A 21,500-nucleotide genomic window follows, 5' to 3' on the forward strand; every position below is an offset into this window, starting at 1 on the left:
TGCCCCTGGTCTTAGCTGAAGAGACTCTCCCGGTTTCGCCCTGAAAAAAGGAAGGGATATAATGTATGCAGGCCACGGCATGCAAAGCAAAAAGCGATGCATCCAACAATCCTGATTCGGGAGGCAAGCGATGAAAATACTTTTAATAGAAGACGATGTGAAGCTGATCAAATATATCAAGCAGTATTTGACCGCATACGATTATGAAGTTTTCATTGTCGGGGATTTTGAGCGGGTCGTGGAAACAGTTGACCGGGTAGAACCTCATCTGATCATTCTGGATATCAATTTGCCGACGTTTGATGGTTTTTATTACTTGAAACAAATCAGGAAAACCCACGCCGTACCGATCATCATATTATCCGCCAGGAATGAAGAAGGAGAACAAATCAGAGGAATGGAGCTAGGGGCGGATGACTATATCACCAAACCGTTTGGTGTCGGGATTCTTATGGCCAAAATTAACGTGGCCTTGCGGAGGTCCATGCAATACTCGGATGGGGTCAGGATCGAAGAGGGGAAGCTGGTGCTGCTGGAGGACAGTTTAAAGCTGCAGTATGAAAATCAAACCGTAGAGCTTTCGAAGAATGAGTATAAAATCATCAAATTATTGATGCAAAACAGAGGGAAACTGGTGAGCAGAGATGATCTGTTTGATGTGCTGACCGATTATAACACCTTCGTGGCGGAAAATACGCTCAATGTCAATATGTCCAGAATAAAGGGAAAGCTGAGGGAATTGGGGCTTGAGGATGTCATCACGACGAAAAGGGGGTTGGGATATGTCTTTCATTCCGTTACTGATTGAAGTGATCCAGGACAAGAAAGTGACGATCTTCGTGTACACGATGAATACGTTCTTGATCATTTTATTTTATATGCTTTTGCTGGATAGCGCGGAGTATGTATATCCGATCCTGTTGAGCAGTACTCTGCTCATTCTTTATGTAGGCTACGAAGTATACAAATATCATCAATTTGTAAGCGAGATCGAGGACGGAGGGAAGAGTCCGGACTACGCCAAGCATGTCTCGAATCACAAAGACAAGCTTGTTTTTCAGACGCTCTCCAAACTCCATCGTCACTATAACGCAAGGCTTTATGATAACAAAGTCAAACAGAACAATAAAAATGCCTTGTTTTCACAATGGATCCACAACATGAAAACATCGGTTTCCGTCATCCACCTGGCTTGTGAAATCGGACTTGCGGAAAGAGAAAATGATGAGTATTTGGAAGACATCAAGGAAGAGAATGAAGGATTGAAAAAGAACCTGGAGGAAGCTCTGAACTTGCTTAGAATCGAAGAGTTTTCCAGGGATTTTATCGCTCAGCGCATGCCGTTGAAGCAACTCGTCTATCAAGCCTTGAACGAAAGAAGAAGAGAAATCAGGTATAAAGGAATCGAACCGATTGTGGATATACCGGAAGAATTTGAAATCTTGACCGATAAAAAATGGGCACAGTATATGCTTGAGCAAGTCCTGTCAAACGCCATCAAGTATTCCATAGCAGAGCGGAGCGAATCAATCATGATTCGCGCAAGAAAAGAACGGGACAAGGTGATTCTATCGATTATTGATGAGGGGATTGGGATTGACGAAAAGGATCTCCATCGCGTATTTGATCCATTTTTTACGGGAGATGGCGGGAGACGGGACAGAAATGCCACAGGAATCGGGCTTTATATGGTCAAGCTTATTTCGGATCGATTGGGACATCACATTCACATTCAATCACAAAAGAATAAAGGAACGACGGTCGACATCGGTTTTCTTTCAAAACTGTAAGACTTTGAGAGCAAAATCGATATTTTGTTATCCATTCCTCCTATAAACTTCTGCTTAGAACAGAACAAACGTTGCGTATTGGAGGTTTTCTTTCTGATGGAAGTATTAAAAGTAAATGACCTGTCAAAAGTGTACAACTCGTTTAAAGGAGCCAAAGAAGTTACGGCTTTGCATGGAATAAACCTCAGTGTGAGGAGAGGCGATTTTGTTGGCATTATGGGGCCGAGCGGTAGCGGCAAAACCACTTTGCTGAATTTGCTGTCTGGTATCGATCAATGCACGTCGGGAGAAATCTTTATCGAGGACAAAAACATCACAAACCTGTCGAAGGAGGAAATGGCGCTTTTTCGGAGGCACAGTGTAGGCTACGTATTTCAGGACTTTAACTTGCTGGACAGCCTGACGATCTCGGAAAACATCTCCCTTCCCTTGATACTGGACAAGATCGACCCGGCAACAATTAACGGAAAAGTTCAGGAGCTTGCAGCATTTTTCGAAATCGAGCATATCCAAAATAAATATCCTTATCATATATCGGGTGGACAAAAGCAAAGAGCAGCTGTGGCCAGAGCGTTGATCAATGACCCCGCCATCGTATTCGCCGATGAACCGACGGGCAATCTCGATTCAAAATCCTCCAAAAATATTATGAATACGCTGAAAAAGATCAATGAAGAAAGAAACAGCACGGTTTTCATGGTCAGTCATGACCCCTTTGCTGCGTCTTTTTGCAAAAGAATCATTTTTATCAAAGATGGAGCGATCAAGATGGAAATCGCATCGAATGGCGACAGAAAGGAATTTTTTGACCGCATCCTGGAAGCTGAAAGCATGATTGGGGGAGAGCTCCAATGACGTTTTCCGCGATAGTATATAAAAATTTGAAGTACAACCTCGCCCGTTATATCTCCTTTTATCTCGTAAACAGTTTTATTGTCGCTGTTCTATTTATGTATGGAACCTTGTTTTTTAACGACAGCATCCCGGACAACACGAAAAGTGTGTTCAATTTTTCGTTTGTGGCGATCGTGCTGTTCTGTATCGTTTTTATCTCCTACACGCAAACGTATTTTGTAAAATTCCGAGGAAAAGAATTTGGCGTCTATTTGACATTGGGGATGACTGCCAGAGACCTCAAAAAGATGACGCGACGAGAAAATATCATCATTATCTCCATCTCATTGCTAACCGGAATTACGGCAGGATTGCTTTTTTCGAGGATGTTTTACCTGATTCTGGGCAAATTGCTGAAAACTATCGAATACAGCATCGGCTTTGATTCTTTTTTGCTGACGATCGGTGTCTTTTTGCCGATTTATATCATCAGCACATTTTTTACAGAGAGATATTTGACCAAACTGTCCATCATTGAAGTCATTCAATCCAGCTCGAAAAAAGAAGTAGCCACTGCCAATCCCTTCGTCGGCTTGGTATCTATCCTGTTATTTGGACTAGCCTTGTACCTATTGCCGAAAATTTACACGGATGAAATCTTTGATGGTAGCAAGGCGATGCTTGCGCTTTGTGCGATGGTGGTATTAGCTAGTCCATTCTTCATTTTCGGTACATTGATCAGCACATGCCAATTGTTCATTCGTAAATTTCCGAGGGTGTACAATAACAACTTGCTGGTTCTGTCTAATCTTGCACACCGTTTTTTATCCTACCGGACGATTCTTTACGTGGTTTCCCTCATGGTGTCACTGGGTGTTTTTCTGATCGGAGTCGGTTACACGATCCATAAAAATACCGTTACATTCAATGATTTGGAGAGGCCGTATGACTTCATGTTCGTTGAAGATGGTATATACAATCATGTTTCGCCAGATGAGATGCGGGAAGTCATTGAAGATAGCGGCGGAAAGCTCGAGAAATATGCGGTCTTGGAGTATCTTTCCTTACCGATTTACAAAATGAAGGATGGCAAAGTGAAAACGGGTGAGCGTACGTATTTCAACGGTGTCCTTGTTAGCGAAAGGAATTACAACAAGCATATGGCTGCAAACAAGGACGTAAAACAAGGCTACATGCTGGATGTATTTCTTGATGGCGGAGAGATTCAAACGAAACCTGCTGAAGATGTCATGTTTTTGATGAATAAAAAAAGCGTGCAAAGCCCAGGCACATCATTCGATGAGGCGAATATAACAATGAGCTCTTCAGACTTCTTTCGTCAGGTCGACCCTGCCGATGTATTTACCGTCTCGAAAGATCGGATTCAAAGTGATATGGCTCAGTTTGCAAATTTAGAGTATACCAATGCGTATTCAACGTATCACATCTATGTAGTCGATGATGCAGACTATGAAATGATCCGCAGAAAGAGCGGCTATCCCGATACTTCCAAGTATCATTTGATCAACCTCGCCAGCGGTGATAAAAACAAGATATTTGCTGAGATGCTCCGCACTTTGCGGGAAGCGAATCACGCTGATGAGTCCATCTGGAAGGACAAAACCTTTTTGGGTGGACCGAAAAACGAAAGGACCTTGCTGGAAGCATATCGCCCTTTCTCCAAGGCCGAGAAAGTAGAAATAGATGTACAAATAAATGGTGTCTTTTACTTCTCCATGGCGTTTTTGGGAGCGTTGCTCCTGATCTCCTCAAGTATTGTGCTGTTCTATAAAATTGTTACAGATATTGCGGAAGAAACGCAGAGAATCACGATACTGAGAAAAATCGGGATCACCAACCGCGAGATGACGCAAAATCTGACGAAACAGTTAAAATTGATCTTTTCGGTACCAGCCATCTTTGGTGTTGCTATGGCTTTGTACTATATCGCATTGGTGAATACCAACTACTCAAAAATCCATTATACGATGCTGCAGGCGTTGTATGTGGTGGCCGTGTACCTTTTCTTGCAGGTTCTTTTTTACTTCGGGTTAAAGAGAAAGTATCTTTCCAGTCTAAACGACTAGTCAAATTCTGCCGTTCTGGCTGCCTGAAGAAGGCTCTTTCAACTTTCCAGCGTGAATGAAAGTTGAAAGAGTCTCTTGCTTATCTGCACTCTTCCTGTTCCCAAATAGCCAAGAGGGGTTCCTTACATCACCATGATTTGGTATGGGACTGCCTTTTTCCTATAGACAAGTGGAAACGAGAATGGTAGAAAAGAGAGAATAAGCAAGTCCTTTCGTTCAACGGGAGAGGGAAAGAGAAATAAATCCTGAAAAATTATCATAAGATGCAAGATGGCGTGAGCTTGAAGCCGGTTCCTCCTGTAGGGTCATTTACTCGGTCAAGTAGTCCAAATATTCAATTTTGCAGAAAGAAGGTGAAGCTTATGGATACACACGTGATGCCCGTCTTCGGACAATGGATAGCATTCGCACAATCTCCCCCTTATGCGTCCTGAAGAGGACAACCGAAAATAGGGGCTGACCACCCCAACACAACAGGGGGAACCAATCATGATAAAGAAGTTTTTTTCAAGCCCGGTAACGGTTCAGTATGCCGTTTTCATGCTGGGCCTGGCTGTGATGGGCTTTGGAATCGGGATGATGATCGAAGCGAATCTCGGTGTGGCTCCGTGGGATACATTGCACATTGGATTGCAAAAGACATTTGGACTGACCATCGGCAGTTGGTCGCAAATCGTTGGAGCGCTCATCATACTCGCGTCTTACGTAATCGGAAAGATCAGGCCAAACGTGGGCATGTTTTTAAACATGTTTTTCTTCGGGCTGTTCATTGACTTATTCTTGTGGCTGGAATGGATTCCTACCGGCGAAACCTTGACGGAGCGCGTCGTCTTGTTCGCGGGCGGGCTTCTGATCTATACGTTCGGAACAGGGATGTACATTTCGCCGCGAATCGGGGCCGGACCCCGCGACAGCTTTATGCTGGCGCTGCATGAACGAATGGGCTGGGGGATCGGCAAAGTCAGGGTCGGGATCGAATGTACAGTTGCGCTCGTGGGCTTTCTCTTGGGAGGGCCGGTTTCGATCGGTACACTGGTGACGGCAGTAGCGATCGGGCCGTTGATCAAGCAGTTTATCCCGATGTGGGAGCGAATGATGGCCGTCCCGTACGGAAGAGCGCCAAAGAAAACAGCGGTTTAACCTGGCACAAAGCAAAACCACCACGCAAGCATTTCGTTTCCGTGGTGGTTTTTTTAAAAGTACGGTTTGATGGTCGAAAGGAGAGATGTACGATGAAAGTGGCAGCACTTTATGACATCCATGGCAATTTGCCAGCCCTACACGCTGTGTTGGATGAGCTTGAAGACGTGAAACCGGACTTGCTTGTCATTGGGGGAGATATCGTCTCTGGGCCAATGCCTGCACAGACGATCGAGCGTCTTTTCCGGCTGGAAACGAAGGTCCGCTTCATACGTGGCAACTGTGATCGCGAAGTCGTCATGGCTTTTGACGGTGAGCCGCTTCGTCCCGGAATGTCAGCGAAGGGGCGTGAAAAGACGGAATGGGTCGCCAAACAGTTGACACGCGCTCAGCGCGATTTTTTGTCGCAGATGCCGCAACTGTTTGTCCAATATATCGAAGGGATTGGGGAGGTATTGTTCTGTCATGCGACCCCGCATAGCGACGAGGTGATTTTTACACCGCTCACGCAGCAGGAAAGGCTGGACGCTATCTTTCAGGGAGTTGAGCAAGGAACGGTTGTTTGCGGGCACACGCATATTCAGTTTGAACTGCTTGCCGGAAAAACTCGCGTCATCAATGCAGGAAGCGTGGGTATGCCCTATGCCGACCAGCCCGGTGCCTATTGGCTGCTGCTTGGCCCGAACGGATGCGAGTTTCGGCGGACGGCTTACGACGTAGAAGCTGCCGCAAGCGAAATTAGAAGAAGTGACGATCCACAAGCCCATGAGTTCGCAGAGGAGAATGTCGTCCAGGTTCCCACGGCTGCTCAAGCAATGGAAGTGTTTGAGCGTATGTCTGGATAGCCGCTTTTTTAGCGAGGCATGAAAGCGCAAAGGGGTGTGTCCGGCGCTGCACATTGAGCATTTTTTCGATAAGGCATTGATATCGGAATGGGAAGGGCTGCGAAAGCCAGACCCGGCGATTTTTCTTCGGGCGCTTGCAAAGCTTGGCGTTCCGGCAGAAGATGCTCTATTTGTAGGGGATCATCCGGAGAACGATGTCAGAGCCAGCCGGGCTGTCGGAATGAAGGCGGTTTGGAAGAGAAATGAACAGTTTGAAACTGTAGCAGAGGCGGATGCTGTCATTGACGATTTGGGGGAGCTAATCCATATTGTATGGCACGATCATGTTCATCCCTTATTTCCGTATAGATGATCACAAACGCCCAACCCTGCATTTGACATGCTGCCCCCTCCCATCAGGGGAAACCTATTCTTCCTGACGAGGGGGCTGGAGCATGCTTTGCAGCGCTTTTCCAAATAAATCGGGAGGAGCGGCGTTTTCCACAATAGAAGAAAAGATAGCCATGCCATTTTCCAGCGACAATAGAGTCCACGCCATTTCTTCCGCAGATAAAGACGCCTCGCAATGCTCCTTTGCCATCATTTCCTCGATTGTCTTTGAGAGTTGTTCTGCCGATTCCAAGATCATGCTCGACCACTTCTGGCGAACCGATTCCTCTCGCATCGCATATAAAAGAAATTCCATGTTCAGCATGCTCCAGGTCCGGGTTTGCTGTCTGGCTGAATGGAAATAGCGGTTCATCGTCTCATGAAAATGCTCAAGTGAAGGCTGTTGGCTAATAATTTTATGGATAGTGTGCACATGCAATTTCATTTGCTGTTCCAATATAGCAAGAAACAGCTCTTCCTTGGACTGAAAATGGGCGTAAACGGCTCCTTTGCTAAACCCGGCAAACTCCGCGATTTTATCGACAGAGGCCCCGTGAAAACCGAGCTGGGCAAAAGTCTTCGCTGCCGATTCCAGAGCAATTGCCGTGTTTCCTGCTTGCGCTCCTCTTGGGTCAATCGTCGTCTCGTCACCGCTCGTCCTTCCTTTCTTGACTGCCGTCCCATATACTATTAATATACCGATTAGTATGTAAATTCCAATGAGTATATAAGGAAACATCTGTATTTTTCTACTTTAAATCGTTATTTGCAGCGTCTTTCGGGATAGTCATTTCCCATTTGGCAGGTACTGGTGTGTGCCAATTGTTTGAACTCGCAACATAATGAATGATAAATTGATATACTAGGTAGGAGTAAAAAGAGCTGGTCACATTTCGGGTAGATTAGAAAAGGAAGATAGGGAAAATGCAAAAGGACGAAAAAATCGATACGAACATACAACAAGCCCTCTCAACGGCTCCGAAACAGACATTGTCAAAGATTTTGGCGCAAACCGTGAAGACGGGGATTATCAAGTCGAATTTGATTCCGATGTTTGCGGGATTGACATTGGCCTTATATACGTACAAGATCAGCCCGTTTGAAAAGCTTCCGGAAATCATCTTGGCTTTCGTCGGTTCGAGTCTGGTAATGGGGGCGGCGGGGGCTTTTAATAACCTGTATGACCGCGACATTGACTCTGTGATGGAGAGGACCAAAAACAGACCTACTGTAACAGGGGAAATAGAGCCGAAGACGGTATTGTGGCTGGGGATTGTCATGACGATCCTGGGACTGGCGGCTCTCGCATGGACTACTCCGCTTGCGGCATTGCTGGGGTTTTTGGGACTGTTTTTTTATGTCGTCCCTTATACGATGTGGACGAAACGAAGGACGATCTACAATACAGAGGTGGGAAGCATCTCTGGAGCAGCTCCTCCGCTCATCGGGTGGGCAGCGATTCATCCGGATATCACGCATCCGGCGATCCTGGGCCTCTTTGTGATCATGGTAATTTGGCAAATGCCCCATTTCTATGCAATCGCGATCCGCAAGCACGATGAGTACAAGGCAGCGAAGGTTCCCATGCTGCCTGTAGTCAAGGGCGTCCGCAGAACCTATATCCAAACGAATGTGTATTTGGTCGTATTGATCGCGACCAGCTTTCTGCTTGGCTCGCTTAGCCTCGGACTGATGCTGGTGGCTCTTTTGTTGAGTGTCGCATGGCTGATTTTAAGTGTGTATGGCTATAAAAAAATGGACCCGGAGAAGTGGGCAAAATCGCTGTTCCTGTTTTCACTGCTGCACATGACCGTCTTGTTTTCTACCGTGATTCTTTATTCGCTGGTGGGCGTCTTTCTGGAATTGTAAGCATACCAGTCCGACAAATTCATATGTTGGCGGGTATTCGCAATGGCAAAGGCAGGCTCTGAAAAGGGGCTGTCTTTTTCTATTCCCGGATAAAAATTGAGCTGCCCGATATAAAGAGAAGGACTTAGGCAGCAGAATGGACAAATAGTAAGTATTCCCTGGCGGACTGCAACTATGGAAGGCAGCGGCTGCGCGAGCAACATGCCAGAGGGGATGCAAAAGAGTGGCTGATTCCCCCAGGCCAAATCCGCGCCCTTGATGGTTCGGCACAAGCCGTCGTACCAAAGCTGGGCGGCTTGTGCCTGTAGCCTTTCGGACAAGAGGCTGGATCGCCTATTTCGGCGCTTCTTTTCCCGCATCCTCGGATTCTTTGTCCAGATTGGTCCGAATGCCAATGATTGGACCTTGGGGAGGCGGGGCGATCACGCGGTCGGTCAACTGTTTAAAATCGGGCAAATGGTCCTCGCGGTGTGTGTCGATGGGGAACAATCCTCCTTTCATGTATGGACAATGAATTTGGACTTAGTATATCCAAAGCAAGGCTGTCCATTTAGAACAAAGGGAGAGTAGCTGGATTGTCGGTCTTCTTGTGGGGGCCAGTTAAGTACGGGAGGAAGACAATGAATATAAAAATAGCGGAACTGAAGGACGCTCACGGAGATTACCGCGTGGATAGCATCGATGGCAGCTTCCTCGTTGATTCCGAGCTTGTCCTATCCGTAACCGATGGGCGAATCGGGTATACAGTCAGAGAAGTGCCTGCTTATCAGAAAAGCTATTTGGAAGAGGAAGACGTGGACTATTCCGAATACATCGGCAATCCCGATCAAATCATCTATGTCGCACTGGCAGACGATAAAGTCGCGGGCCTGATTGTGTTGAAGCGGAATTGGAACCATTTCGCTTATATAGAAGACATCAAAGTAGACAAAAGCTGCAGAAGGTTTGGTATCGGCCGCAAATTAATCGAGCAGGCCGTGCTTTGGGCGAAGGCGGGCGGAATGGCCGGCATCATGCTGGAGACGCAAAGCAACAATGTAAACGCATGCAAATTTTACGAGAGCTGCGGCTTTGTCATAGGCGGCTTTGATTTTTTTGTGTATAAAGGCATTCCCGAAAGCAGCGGCGAGACTGCGCTGTACTGGTACCTTCATTTTGATCGGGAGCGAACAAATCGCCATGGAAAGGAATGAGAATATGGCTGTAGTGCCTTATTTTTCGCAATGGGAATCTCGGGAGCTGGTGCCGGATTTTTTGTCCGGGCGCATGCTTCCTGCCGATGACCCCCTGTGGCATCTGTCCGGCGCCTCCAACCGGGAGGAATATGCGACCTGGAGCGCTCACATCTGCGGCATGGCCTGCCTGAAAATGCTGCTCGCCCATCGGCAAAAGCAAATCATTCCAACCATCGAGTTAATGAAACAATGCCGGGAATACGGAGGGTATGTCGAGAACGGGGACGGGACGATCAAAGGCTTGTTCTACCGTCCCTTTGTTTCCTTTGTCGCGGACAAATTCGGGCTTGCAGCCGAGGTCAAGGAGCATACACCGATTGAAGAGATCGGCGAATTGCTCGATCAAGGCCAAGTCTTCTTTGCTTCTGTCCACCCGAGTATCCGCACGCCTGAGGTGACGCCGCCCCGGCAAGGCGGGCATCTGGTGTATGTATTTGGCGGCAATGCTCAAACCCGGGAGGTCGTTTTTCACAATCCATCCGGGGACACGCCCGCCAGTCAGGAAAATGTCCGGTTAAGCTTCGAGGTCTTCGCCCGTTTTTACGCCGGGCGGGGGGGATTGATCAAGCCTTCGCAATAAAGGTAATAGAAATGGATAGAGCTTCAGTTGATGCCTGAAACTCTATCCATTTTTTGTTTGTTTCAGCTAAACTTGTTTACTGCAAAATTCATACGGAGGGACAGTCCGGGATTTGCTCTCCGGCGCCAATGCGTCGGTCGCCTGCGTTTTTATTTCGCCAATTCCAGAGCTATGGCCGCGGAATCCGCTTCGGAGTACACATAGTCTGCGGCGGTCTGGCACTCGGTACCGTCCCAGCCTTTCTCCACAGCGATCCGGTAATAATGCTTGGCGCGCTCCTTCTCGCCGATCCGGTAGAACAGGCAGGCCGCATTCCAATACAGCGAGGCCATGCCGTCCCAGTCCCAGCCTTTGTCAAGGGCCTGGGCGTAGCTCCATGCGGCGCGGGCATAATCCTTTTGAGTGCCCACAGTCCCGTCTCCTTGCATGTAATAATTGCCGTTTACGAGAAAATTGTTCAGCGGATTCGTCCACCCGAACAGGACCGGGTATTCGGCAAGCGGCTTGAATCCGACAGAAAGGGCCGTTCGTCGAGAGGCTGCATTGCTGGACCAGCACTGCCAGCCTGCTCGTGTGAGGCCCCGTTTCCGGGCCAGTGCGAGAGCGCCTGCGGCTGTCTTTTTGGCCCAGCCTTTTTCCCGGTAGCCTTCTGCGGTTTCAACGCCCAGCTCGCACTCGCTGCCGACCACCCAATCTGTCAGGCACCAGCTGACAATGACCGGTCCTCGCTCTGTTTCCTCAATGCCGACGCATCCGAAACCTTTGTCTAGAAATGCCTCCAGCGAAGGCCATTGGTTCGAGATTTCCTCCAAAACGTCGTCCACACCGATGCAATCCTCGCGTGCCAGCAGCTTTTGATCCACAGGGATGACACCGTCGGCAAGCGGTGCATCCGTGTTGCCCAGATCGTGAGAAAAGGTCATTCTGCCGCTTTTCATCGCGTACAGATCTTTCATCACGATATCCATTTTCGCTTCCCACAGCGGGCTTTGCGGGTAATAGACGACATAGTCCAGCACATCGTCGGTGTCAAGCTTGGGAAAAATCTCATGGCGTAACAGGCTGTTCATCTCCCGTAAAAACAGATCATTATCGGGATTGCCGCCCAGATATATTCCTTCTGTGCTTGCCACCATGGCCGTAGCAGAATCATCCGCCATAAAAATTCGGCCGGGTATGAGGCCACGGATCACTCCGTGAATACACAAGTGGTTCTTGCAATCCTGAAAAATGTCCAGGGCCTTTGTATAGTTTTTGCTTTGCAGCTCCATGAAGCAAAACCTCCTTTTGTTTGGGAAAAGCATAAAATCGCATAACGGCTAAAACGCTGTTCCATGACGGCAACTGCCTTGCTTGCGCATCGCCCGGATTTTGATAAAATCGCGGCCTTTTCGTTCCGTAATCTCTGCGTACGCCTGTTTTTGGGCGCAAAAAGACCGCAGACAACGCCTGCGGTCTCTATCGGCCTATTGTTGCCGGGTTTATCTGCAAAGCAAATAAACCCCCTTTTTATAGGAGCCATGAGCAGCGATATCCTTATAAAACTGCAGAGGAAGCACCATCTGCACTATTTAGTTCATCATCATTCCATAAGGAAAATAAGCCCGGCGTTTCATGCCAATCATTCCCTTCAAAAGCGAGATGCCATTAGAATAACGCAAATGGATTGCAGATACAACCTGTATTTTCCAAAAAAGGGTACAGCTTCAGGCTTACAGCAGCAAAGATGGTCTGGAATGAAAATGATCCTTTTTCCCTTGAAGAAAGACAATGCACCGGGCGATTTGTTCGACCCCGCGGCCAATCTGCTCCTCGCTCACCTGGGAGATGCAGAGGCGCAGCATATTTTCCTGGCGATATTCAGGCAAAAACATGCGCACCGCGTCATCGACGTAGACATTTGCCCGGAGCAGCAAATCGGCCATCCGCCCGGCCTTCACATGTTCAGGGAGAGAGACGGCCAGATAAAAACCGGAAGTCGGCCTGGAGATGGAAGCGCCGGGGGGCAAGTGGATGTCGCAGGCTTCTTGAAGCAGCTTCATCTTTCGTTGATAAAGCTTTTTTATTCTTTTGATGTGTCCCTGGAACATGCCGCTCTTCAAATAAATTTCCAAGGCTCCTTGAGAAAGTGCGGAGCTGTTGAAATCTGCACTGAATTTATGGCGCGAAAATGTGTGGATCATGAGCTTGGGCAGGACGACGGCGGCAAGTCTTAGTCCGGGCAGCATGATTTTCGAAAAGCTTTTGAGATAGATCACTCGCCCGGAAGGATCGTAGGAGAACATGGGGTCATGCCTGGGGTTCGGATCAAGATCGCCCAGAAAATCATCCTCAACGATGTACACATCGTATTTTTGCGCCAGCTTCACAATCTGTTTTTTCTCTTCATTTGTATAGCTGTGACCAAGCGGATTGTGAAACCGCGGGACGGTATAAAAAAATTTGATGTCATTGTTTCGGAACATATATTCCAAACGGTCGAGATCAAGTCCTTTCATTGTCCGTTCGATGCCCAATGCCGTGGCGCTCTGAAGCTCCACTGCCTCGATAAACCCGAAGTAGGTTGGCTGTTCCATAAGGATATTCCTTTTGCCGTTGGGAAATGGCATAGACACCAGCAGATGGAGAGCCTGCTGCGCTCCCGACGTGATGAAAAGCCTCTCCGGGTCTGTAAACACCTGCAGATTTTGCAAGTATTTGATGAGCTGGAGGCGCAGGGAATAAAAGCCTTGGCGATCGGAATAACTGAACAGCTCTTCTTTGTAAATGTCGATGGCCTGGTTGATGCAATGCTGAAACTCAATGTAAGGCATCGCTTCCCTGTCCGGACCGGCGGAATAAAAATCAACCTTTTTGTTTGCAAGCTCATCATGCGGCGAGCGGTATTCGTTCACCACATAGTACCCGCTTTTCGGAACGGAATACACCAGATGCTCTTTTTCCAACTCGCTGTAAGCCTGAATGACGGTATTTTTGCTGCAGGAAAATCGGTCGGCCAGCATGCGGACCGAGGGAAGCTTGCTTCCGGGACCGATTGTTCCGTTTGCCACCTGCTGCTTGATTACGCTCATAATCATCTCGTATTTTGCGGCCACAAGGTAAACCTCCCGATTCTGTACCAGGACAGATGAGGAAAAGCGCGATTTCAATCGCTGTCTGTCTCCCCTATAGTGTAATTATTCTGACATGTCTTTGGAAGCAATGTATAAAAATTTGGAGTGGTACAGTTCATTTATTTCGCTTGCAGCTTGGGCAAACGGGGGACAGATGCCTGACCCCCGGCTGCGAGCAAAAAGTGGGGGATTGTCATGCTGGGAGAAAAACAGGAAAAGAAAGAACGGCTAGGGTTGTTGCTCGGTGTAATCGGGGTGTTTTGCTTTAGTTTAACGCTTCCGACCACGCGAATAGCGGTCGAATATTTCGGCCCCACTGTTGTCGGGCTGGGAAGAACGGTGATCGCTTCGGTCCTGGTTGCGATTGTCTTATTGATTCGGAGGGAGAAGCTTCCGTCTGCCAAACAGTTTAAAGGACTGATTGTCGTCGCTCTCGGTGCTGTCCTGGGCTTTCCTTTACTCACATCCTGGGCGATGGAGAGATTGCCTGCTTCTCACGGAGCCGTAGTCGTCGCCTTGTTGCCATTGGCTACTGCAGGCTGCGCCATGCTTCGCGCAAGAGAGCTTCCTTCCTTCAAGTATTGGGTGGCCAGTGTGGTAGGCTTTCTGGCGGTTATCGCGTACGCCTTCCACCTCGGATTCGGCCAATTGCAGTATGCGGATTTCGCGCTGCTTGCGGCAGTCATCCTCCTCGCCTTCAGCTATGCCGAGGGAGGGCTGCTGGCACGGGACTTGGGCGCTTGGCAGGTAATAGCCTGGGCACTAGTCATTGCGGTTCCGTTTATCGTCGTCCCTGTCCTGATGAACGTCACAGGGGAAATACTGCATGCCCCCCTGAAAGCCTGGATCAGTTTTATCTACCTTGCCGTCGTCAGTCAGTTTTTGGCATACGTAGCGTGGTATAGCGGCCTTGCCATGGGGGGAATTTCGCGGGTGAGCCAGATGCAGTATTTGCAGCCCTTTTTGATGATTCTGTTCTCCGCTCTTTTGTTGAACGAATCGATCACGCTTTTCACGATAGCAACCTCTGTCATTGTCGTGCTTTCCGTAATGGTAGGGAAGAATGCGCCCGTGAGAAAGGTTCAGGCCACATCACATTCCAAATCGATGAAATAGTCGGCAGAGGGAGCGGGGCTTGTGCGATTGGTTCAAACAGAAACCGGGCAAAACTCGGGCAAAACCCTGGCAAAACGAAGACCAAATCGCGCAAGCCCCGGTGCATTGCTTGTTATCAGCCGCTTTTTGTGAGCGGCATGATACCTAGCCTATGTGTCTGTTCTATTTTCAGGCCGCGTTTTCTTTTGCTGCAACGGACCTCAGTACACCGCTGCTTGCCCACAAGAGCAGCGAAAGGGCGAAGCATATCGCTGTAAACCTGCTGTGGCAATTCCCATCGCCTTCATGATGTTTTGAGGGGAACAAGCGCGGGGATAGCCGCCCAGACCTGCGGGGTGACGAAAGCGGCAGAAATCCCTGCCAGCGCCCGAAACAGGATCATCGACCAAAAGCCCGTGAATAGGTCAGAAAGGAATAACAATGATGAAGAAACTGTATGTTTACCTTCTTGCATTCGGCGTTTTTTTCACAGCGACTTCTGAACTGGTGGTATCCGGAATCCTGAATGTCATCGCCGAAGAATTGCATATATCCACCGCTCTGGCGGGGCAGCTGATCACCGCTTATTCGCTCGCGTTTGCGATTGGAACCCCGATCATTGTGTCGTTTACGTCCCGTATGGAGCGCAAACAGGTTCTGGTTGGTTCACTTGCTGTGTTTATCCTCGGGTGTCTCGTCTCGTTTGCTAGCGCCCAGTATGCGACCCTGATGGTATCTCGAATGATCCTGGGTGCAAGCTCGGGCGTATATCTTGTCGTCGCACTCGGCTCTGTCGCAAAACTGGTGCCTGCCGATAAAATGGGCGGCGCGATTGGAACGGTCATCCTTGGGTTCAGCAGTGCGATGGTATTGGGAGTGCCGATCGGGATAGCCATTGCCGGCTGGCTTGGCTGGCAAGCCATTTTTCTCATATTGGGCCTCTTCAGTCTGCTTGTCATGGTTGTCATTTTCCGCAGGTTCCCCAAGATTGAGGGAGACGCTCCCGTTTCGTTCAAAGACCAGTTTAAGGTACTGGGGAATCTCGTCATCGTAAGCGGTTTGTTCCTGACTTTTTTCAGGGAATCGGGAAATTCCGTCATGTTTACGTATTTGACGCCGTTTTTGCAGTCCATTTTGCAGATGAAGCTCTCTACGGTCGGTATGCTGATGCTCGTGTTTGGCATATTTGGCGTGATCGGGTCGCGATTGGGCGGATTTGTCGTCGACAAGTGGGGAGTTGTTCGGATGATTTTGATCGGATTGGCTGTTCATGTGGTATCATTGGCGCTCTTGCCTCTGTTTTCCTCATTGCCGGCAATCGGTTGCCTCCTGATAGCCGTCATCGTGCTTGCCATGTTTACGACCGCTCCTGCGATTCAAACGTTCTTTATTCAGCAGGCCCCTCAGTCAGCGAATCTCGTACTTTCCTTGCAAACATCGATTATTCATTTGGGATTGGCGGCTGGAGCGGGAGCAGGGGGAGTCATGGTCAATGCGGCTTCAACCGTCCTTTACAATCCGTGGCTGGCGAGCTTGATTGTAGGGCTCGGATTGGTTGCCGCCCTCGCTTGTGTTTCACTGAGCGGGAGAAATGATGCAAAGCCGGCTCAAAATTAAAAATATAGATGATCAAAACTTCCCTGACCGCCGATGTCAGGGAAGCTGTTTTATGATGGCTACATACTGATGCAGACGATGGGTTTCCGAAAAAGGGAGGAACTATTATGGAAAAGCTTGTATTCAATATGTACGACTACCATGTATGGGCAAATCAAACCATTTTCAATCACTTAAAACAACTGCCCCAAGACGTATACACGATGGAGATGCAAAGCGTCTTTCCTTCCGTTTCAAAAGTAATGTCCCATATTTATATGGTCGATCACTGTTGGTATGACATTCTTTCCGGCAAAAGCATGAATGAAGCGCTGGCATCTGCCAATCAGCTGATAGAACAGGCGGAAGCCAAAAGCATCGAGGAGCTGGACGCGTTGTTTTCAGACTTGTCGGAGCGGTACAAAGCAGTTTTCAGCAGGCAGGACAACATGGACCAGACGATCGAGCTTGACAATCCATATGCAGGGTTCCGGAAAACGAGCTATGCCGAAATTGTTTTGCAGGTCGTAAACCATGGCACGTATCATCGCGGCAATATTTCCGCCATGCTGCGGCAAATCGGCCACGCCTCGGTCATGACAGAATTTGCGCTTTTTTGGTACGCGAAGCAGGACGAATAGGTTGATCGAGTTTGGCGGCAGCGTTTAGACGGCTCGGTTTGGACGGCTGCGTTTGACTGGTGCATATGACAAGCTCCGGCGTGTTTGCCACTTCCGGCATTTGGGGAGGAAGCGGCCAACAGAAAAATGTAATGCAATTCCTTTGAAGGTCGACCGGATTGTACCGGTTGACCGTTTGCTTTTCTGGAAATGAGCATACAAATTTTCGGTTAGAATATTCTGAATAGTGTGTTGTACGTGCTTTTGAGGAAGCTTATAATAAAATCCTAGCCAACGGAACAAGAACAAATGCTGCTCGATACTGTCGTACAAAAAACGTCGCTATCGATTGATATTCTTCTTTTCCAACTGACAAAAAACTCGCGGAGAGGGGAGGTGCCTGAATGGCAGCAGAGCAGCTACGCAGGCTGGTCGACGAGATTCAGATGGAGGTCATCGAATGGCGCAGGTATTTGCACCGGTATCCAGAGCTGTCCTACCAGGAGGAAAAAACAGCCCAGTTCGTCTGCGACACACTCACCTCATTTGGAGGATTGGAACTGTCCAGGCCGACCCAAACAAGCGTAATGGCCCGTTTGCGCGGAGCACGGCCGGGACCGGTCATCGCCATTCGGGCCGATATGGATGCCCTGCCGATTGCGGAGGAAAACACGTTTGATTTTGTCTCGCAAAATCCTGGCGTCATGCATGCCTGCGGTCATGACGGCCATACGGCAATGCTGCTGGGCACGGCCAAAATACTGTCCGGAAGCAAAAGCAGGCTGAACGGTGAGGTCCGTTTTCTCTTTCAGCACGCGGAAGAGTCGCCGCCGGGCGGGGCAGAAGAGATGGTTCGTGCAGGAGTGCTGGACGGAGTAGACATGATCGTCGGCGCCCATCTATGGTCCCCTTTGGAATACGGCAAAATTGGTATTCTCTACGGTCCGGCTATGGCCGCTGGCGATTCTTTTACGATCAGGATTCATGGAAAAGGCGGCCACGCTGCAATGCCCCATCTGTCCGTTGACAGTATCGCGGTTGCCGCCCAAGTCGTCAGCAACCTCCAGCAGATCGTTTCCCGCAATACCGATCCGTTGGAAACGCTGGTTCTGTCGATTACGAAGTTTCAGGCTGGAACGGCTTTTCATGTCATCCCCGGCACGGTCGAAATTTTGGGGACGGTGCGGTATTTTCAGCCTGAGTTTCGCGAACAAGTCCCTCCGCAGATGGAGCGTATCGTAAAAGGGATCGCGGAAGCCCACGGCGCTTCTTATGAATTCCGCTACGATTTTGGATACCGGGCAGTCATAAACGATGAGGAGGTGACCAGGCAGGTAGAAGCTGCTGTACGAGAGTATTGCGGAGAAAATGCGATCGAACGGATGGCGCCGGTTATGGCAGCGGAAGACTTTTCTTCATTCCAGCAGAAAACCCCCGGCTGCTTTCTCTTGATCGGGGCAGGCAACAAAGAGAAGGGCATCACTTTTCCCCATCATCATCCGCGCTTTACGATTGATGAGGATGCCTTGGCCGTAGGGGTCGGCATATTTGCCCGGCTCGTTGAGAGACTGTGCCTTGCTTCCTGACAACTGCCGAATAGGAGGTGGATTCATGCCAATAGTACAGATTCAGGTATTGGAAGGAAGAGACAAACAGCAAATCGCCCGATTGATCGCGAGTGTCACCGAAGCTGTCGTCGCAAGCCTGGAGGTCAAGCCTGAACAGGTGCGCGTATTAGTGTCGGAGGTTCCGCCCACGCACTGGGGTGTAGGCGGCGTCACCAAAGAGAAGCAATCTTGAGTTCACATTAGATGCTGCAAACGAAGCATGAAAAGATGAAAGGAGGGCCTTATCGCGAATTCAACGTTACCCGTGACCAAATGCTTTGCCGAAGAGCTCTACGCCCGGAAGATCATGCGCATTGAATTTCGCGAAAAGTTCGGAAATACGTGCAGTGTGGTTGCCTAGCGTTTGGAAAAAGGGGGAGCTGCGATGTCGGAGAAGAACGTTCATTTTCAAGATATTATGGAGCGGGAGAAAGGGCTGCAGCGCGGGTTGACGACCCGCCAGCTCACGATGATTGCCATCGGCGGAGCGATCGGAACCGGGCTCTTTCTCGGAAGCGGGATGGCAATCGGCTTCGCCGGTCCCGGTGTCATCGTCAGCTATCTGATCGGCGCAGTCATTGCTCTGCTATTGATGGGCTGCCTGGCTGAAATGACGGTCGCTCATCCCACCACAGGCTCATTCGGAGCACACGCCGAGCGGTATATCAACTCGTGGGCTGGCTTTACAGTCCGGTATTCGTACTGGTTCAGCCTGGTGTGTGCGGTCGGAACCGAGGTATCAGCGATGTCCGTCTACATGAAATACTGGTTTCCCGCTGTGCCGGGAGTTGTCTGGATTTTGATTTTCTCCGCCGTCCTCATTTATGTAAACGCAACCAGTGTCAATTTGTTCGGTACTGTTGAATACTGGTTCTCTATGATTAAAGTAACGGCTATTATCCTGTTTATCGTATTGGGAGCCTTTGTCGTATTCGGGAGCAGCAGCCATCCGGAAATGGGCATCCAGAATCTCACGGCCAACGGCGGGTTTTTCCCCAATGGATTCTGGGGCATGTGGATTGCCATTTTCATCTCGCTGTTCAGCTACCTCAGCATCGAAATGATCGCGGTCAGCGCCGGGGAAGCAAAGGAACCGGAGAAGGCCGTACCCATCGCATTAAAATCAGCTGTTGTCCGGCTGGTGCTCTTCTACATCCTGACGCTTGCCCTGATGCTGATGATCGTGCCCTGGAACGAGACGGGAAGCGATCGGAGCCCATTTGTAAAGGTGTTCGAGCTCATCCACATTCCGGGCGCAGCAGGAATTATGAACTTCGTCGTCCTGACGGCAGCTCTCTCGGCAATGAACAGCCAGCTGTATATCTCGACCCGGATGGTATTCTCGCTGTCCCGTGGAGGCTTTGCCCCGAAAAAATTGGGCGAACTGAGCAAAAAAGGCGTTCCGGTAAAGGCGCTTGCTTTGTCTACGATCGGGATTGCAATTGCGACGATCGTAGGCATGGTGGTGCCGGACAGCTCCTTTGCCGTCATGATCTCGCTTTCCAGCTTCGGTGCGATGTTCGCCTGGTTCATGGTATTCGTGACGCACCTGTTCTTCCGCCGGAAATGGGAGCAAATGGGGGGGCGAAAGCTGCCCGTGAGGATGATCGGCTATCCGTATTTGAGTGTCCTGGGAGCCGTTTTGCTTGCGTCTGTCGTCTTGTCGACCTGGTTTCAGCCGGAGTTTAAGGACACGCTGAGGCTCGGTTTTCCGTGGCTGATCCTGATCACGATTTGTTACTTTATTTGGAAGAAGGCCAATCCGACAGCCTTTCAGCAACCGACAGATCCAATAGACAAAGAGATCTCGTCGTAGCAGTTGCCCGGATACGCTAGAGCCATCCAGCGCTGCGTGCCATGAAGGGGGGCGAATCCGCTATGGAGCGTCCTCTTTTTTGGATTGTCTACCTCGCAGCAAACGGCTTTTATATTGCAGAAGGTTCTCTCCAAAGCGAGTGGAATCGTTTCTTCATGGAAATGCTATGACAGATAGTTAGAGTGATCGAATGTGGGGGAGTCGTCATGGAATGGTACGAGCGTTTAAGCGAATATTTTCCTGAGCAGGAGATGAAGGACCCGCGCCAGCTGCAGGCTCTGATCGAGGACAAGGATGTTTACCACAAGGAAGAGACAGAGGACTATCTGCTGTTGTATGCGGAATTTCCGACCTTTCTCTTCATCGATTACCTGCTGATCAACCCGGAGACGAGAGGGAAAGGGATCGGAACCAAGCTGCTCAACCGGCTGAAAGAAAAAGGAAAGACGATCATCCTCGAAGTGGAGCCGATCGACCGGGAAGACGAGGACACGTGGAAACGGGTCAACTTTTATCGGAAAAACGGGTTTGTAAAGGCGGACCGGATCCAGTACCGCCGGGAGGATGACAGCGGCGAGACGTACGAGATGAAGATTTACTACTGGAGTCCGGATCAGGACGAGCCGCAAGAGGTCATTTTGGAAAAAATGGCGAAGGCTTGCCAGGAAATCCACAACTTCCGTGCCAAGCGATATTACGGGCGAGACGTGGCCGATCCGGATGAAGTATTGGATTTGAAGCAATAAATACGGGACTGAACATAACTGAATACGCGAATAAAACGTATAGAGAGATAAAACAGAGGAAAGCGGGTTGCCGATGATTCGGCAGCCTTTTTGCCGTGACACTGACCAGAAGCCAATCGCTCCCCTTTTCAAAACTGCCAGCCGAGAACTCCATTTTC

At 49.2% G+C, this 21,500-nt stretch carries 20 protein-coding genes and 1 pseudogene; 17 read left to right on the forward strand and 4 right to left on the reverse strand.

Translation table 11 applies throughout. The annotated features are described in order from the left end of the window. Positions 1-130 precede the first annotated feature (130 nt). The 7 genes from NST37_RS01960 (at position 131) to NST37_RS01990 (ending at position 7,048) form a co-directional block, all read left to right on the forward strand. On the forward strand, positions 131-808 hold the full coding sequence (locus NST37_RS01960) for a response regulator transcription factor (protein WP_339186148.1): 678 nt from the start codon (positions 131-133) through the stop codon (positions 806-808). Continuing rightward, the gene (locus tag NST37_RS01965; RefSeq protein WP_003393062.1) at positions 783-1,790 is read left to right on the forward strand and encodes an ATP-binding protein; all 1,008 of its coding nucleotides are present in this window, start codon (positions 783-785) and stop codon (positions 1,788-1,790) included. Before NST37_RS01960 ends, NST37_RS01965 begins: the two co-directional genes overlap by 26 nt. A gap of 96 nt (positions 1,791-1,886) precedes the next feature. Beyond that, entirely contained in the window at positions 1,887-2,645 is a 759-nt protein-coding gene (locus tag NST37_RS01970; protein WP_003393064.1) for an ABC transporter ATP-binding protein, read from the forward strand. 95 nt (positions 2,646-2,740) lie between these two features. Next, positions 2,741-4,711, forward strand: a complete 1,971-nt coding sequence (locus NST37_RS01975; protein WP_327955957.1) for an FtsX-like permease family protein — start codon at positions 2,741-2,743, stop codon at positions 4,709-4,711. Positions 4,712-5,200: 489 nt separating this feature from the next. After that, positions 5,201-5,851 carry a DUF6198 family protein gene (locus tag NST37_RS01980; RefSeq protein WP_003393069.1) on the forward strand — a complete coding sequence of 217 codons (651 nt, stop codon included), beginning with the start codon at positions 5,201-5,203 and terminating at the stop codon, positions 5,849-5,851. A 92-nt stretch (positions 5,852-5,943) separates the two neighbouring features. Beyond that, complete coding sequence (locus tag NST37_RS01985) at positions 5,944-6,696, forward strand: metallophosphoesterase family protein (RefSeq protein ID WP_172920436.1); 753 nt, start codon at positions 5,944-5,946, stop codon at positions 6,694-6,696. A gap of 34 nt (positions 6,697-6,730) precedes the next feature. Continuing rightward, entirely contained in the window at positions 6,731-7,048 is a 318-nt protein-coding gene (locus NST37_RS01990; protein ID WP_339186150.1) for an HAD family hydrolase, read from the forward strand. A gap of 54 nt (positions 7,049-7,102) precedes the next feature. On the opposite strand, the pseudogene NST37_RS01995 reads toward NST37_RS01990, so the two are convergent. Then, positions 7,103-7,716, reverse strand: a pseudogene (locus tag NST37_RS01995) (helix-turn-helix domain-containing protein). Between the two features lie 273 nt (positions 7,717-7,989). Between NST37_RS01995 and cyoE the strand changes: the two are divergent. Continuing rightward, positions 7,990-8,934, forward strand: a complete 945-nt coding sequence (gene cyoE / locus NST37_RS02000; protein ID WP_003392856.1) for a heme o synthase — start codon at positions 7,990-7,992, stop codon at positions 8,932-8,934. 333 nt (positions 8,935-9,267) lie between these two features. Here cyoE and NST37_RS02005 read toward each other — a convergent pair whose 3' ends face one another. Further along, entirely contained in the window at positions 9,268-9,423 is a 156-nt protein-coding gene (locus NST37_RS02005; RefSeq protein WP_003392854.1) for a hypothetical protein, read from the reverse strand. A gap of 131 nt (positions 9,424-9,554) precedes the next feature. Here NST37_RS02005 and NST37_RS02010 point away from each other — a divergent pair, with 131 nt between their 5' ends. Together NST37_RS02010 and NST37_RS02015 are read left to right on the forward strand one after the other, a co-directional pair. After that, positions 9,555-10,127, forward strand: a complete 573-nt coding sequence (locus NST37_RS02010; protein ID WP_003392852.1) for a GNAT family N-acetyltransferase — start codon at positions 9,555-9,557, stop codon at positions 10,125-10,127. After that, complete coding sequence (locus tag NST37_RS02015; protein ID WP_339186152.1) at positions 10,114-10,749, forward strand: C39 family peptidase; 636 nt, start codon at positions 10,114-10,116, stop codon at positions 10,747-10,749. The genes NST37_RS02010 and NST37_RS02015 overlap by 14 nt, the downstream gene beginning before the upstream one ends. A 149-nt stretch (positions 10,750-10,898) precedes the next feature. On the opposite strand, the gene NST37_RS02020 is transcribed toward NST37_RS02015, so the two are convergent. Together NST37_RS02020 and NST37_RS02025 are read right to left on the reverse strand one after the other, a co-directional pair. After that, positions 10,899-12,020 (reverse strand): GNAT family N-acetyltransferase, encoded by a 1,122-nt coding sequence (locus NST37_RS02020; RefSeq protein WP_122958023.1) that lies wholly within the window; start codon positions 12,018-12,020, stop codon positions 10,899-10,901. Positions 12,021-12,461: 441 nt separating this feature from the next. Then, a complete protein-coding gene (locus NST37_RS02025; protein ID WP_122958024.1) occupies positions 12,462-13,844 on the reverse strand; it encodes a PLP-dependent aminotransferase family protein in 1,383 nt (460 codons plus the stop codon). A gap of 213 nt (positions 13,845-14,057) precedes the next feature. On the opposite strand from NST37_RS02025, the gene NST37_RS02030 reads away from it, so the two are divergent. The 7 genes from NST37_RS02030 to NST37_RS02060 all read left to right on the forward strand — a co-directional run bounded on the left by NST37_RS02030 (position 14,058) and on the right by NST37_RS02060 (position 21,342). Further along, positions 14,058-14,978, forward strand: coding sequence for a DMT family transporter (locus NST37_RS02030; protein WP_024984223.1), 921 nt, complete (start codon positions 14,058-14,060; stop codon positions 14,976-14,978). A gap of 423 nt (positions 14,979-15,401) precedes the next feature. Further along, entirely contained in the window at positions 15,402-16,574 is a 1,173-nt protein-coding gene (locus NST37_RS02035; RefSeq protein ID WP_339186753.1) for an MFS transporter, read from the forward strand. Between the two features lie 107 nt (positions 16,575-16,681). Then, positions 16,682-17,194: a DinB family protein gene (locus tag NST37_RS02040; protein ID WP_327970492.1), complete on the forward strand. Its 513-nt coding sequence runs from the start codon at positions 16,682-16,684 to the stop codon at positions 17,192-17,194. Positions 17,195-17,577: 383 nt separating this feature from the next. Then, positions 17,578-18,759: a M20 family metallopeptidase gene (locus NST37_RS02045; protein WP_339186155.1), complete on the forward strand. Its 1,182-nt coding sequence runs from the start codon at positions 17,578-17,580 to the stop codon at positions 18,757-18,759. 25 nt (positions 18,760-18,784) lie between these two features. Beyond that, on the forward strand, positions 18,785-18,973 hold the full coding sequence (locus tag NST37_RS02050) for a 4-oxalocrotonate tautomerase (protein WP_172920440.1): 189 nt from the start codon (positions 18,785-18,787) through the stop codon (positions 18,971-18,973). Between the two features lie 192 nt (positions 18,974-19,165). Continuing rightward, the gene (locus tag NST37_RS02055) at positions 19,166-20,596 is read left to right on the forward strand and encodes an amino acid permease (RefSeq protein WP_172920441.1); all 1,431 of its coding nucleotides are present in this window, start codon (positions 19,166-19,168) and stop codon (positions 20,594-20,596) included. Positions 20,597-20,802: 206 nt separating this feature from the next. Then, positions 20,803-21,342, forward strand: coding sequence for a GNAT family N-acetyltransferase (locus NST37_RS02060; RefSeq protein WP_003392834.1), 540 nt, complete (start codon positions 20,803-20,805; stop codon positions 21,340-21,342). Positions 21,343-21,500 lie beyond the last annotated feature (158 nt).

Source organism: Brevibacillus sp. FSL K6-6036 (genome assembly GCF_037964015.1).
In the GTDB taxonomy this organism is placed as follows: Bacteria; Bacillota; Bacilli; order Brevibacillales; family Brevibacillaceae; genus Brevibacillus; species Brevibacillus borstelensis.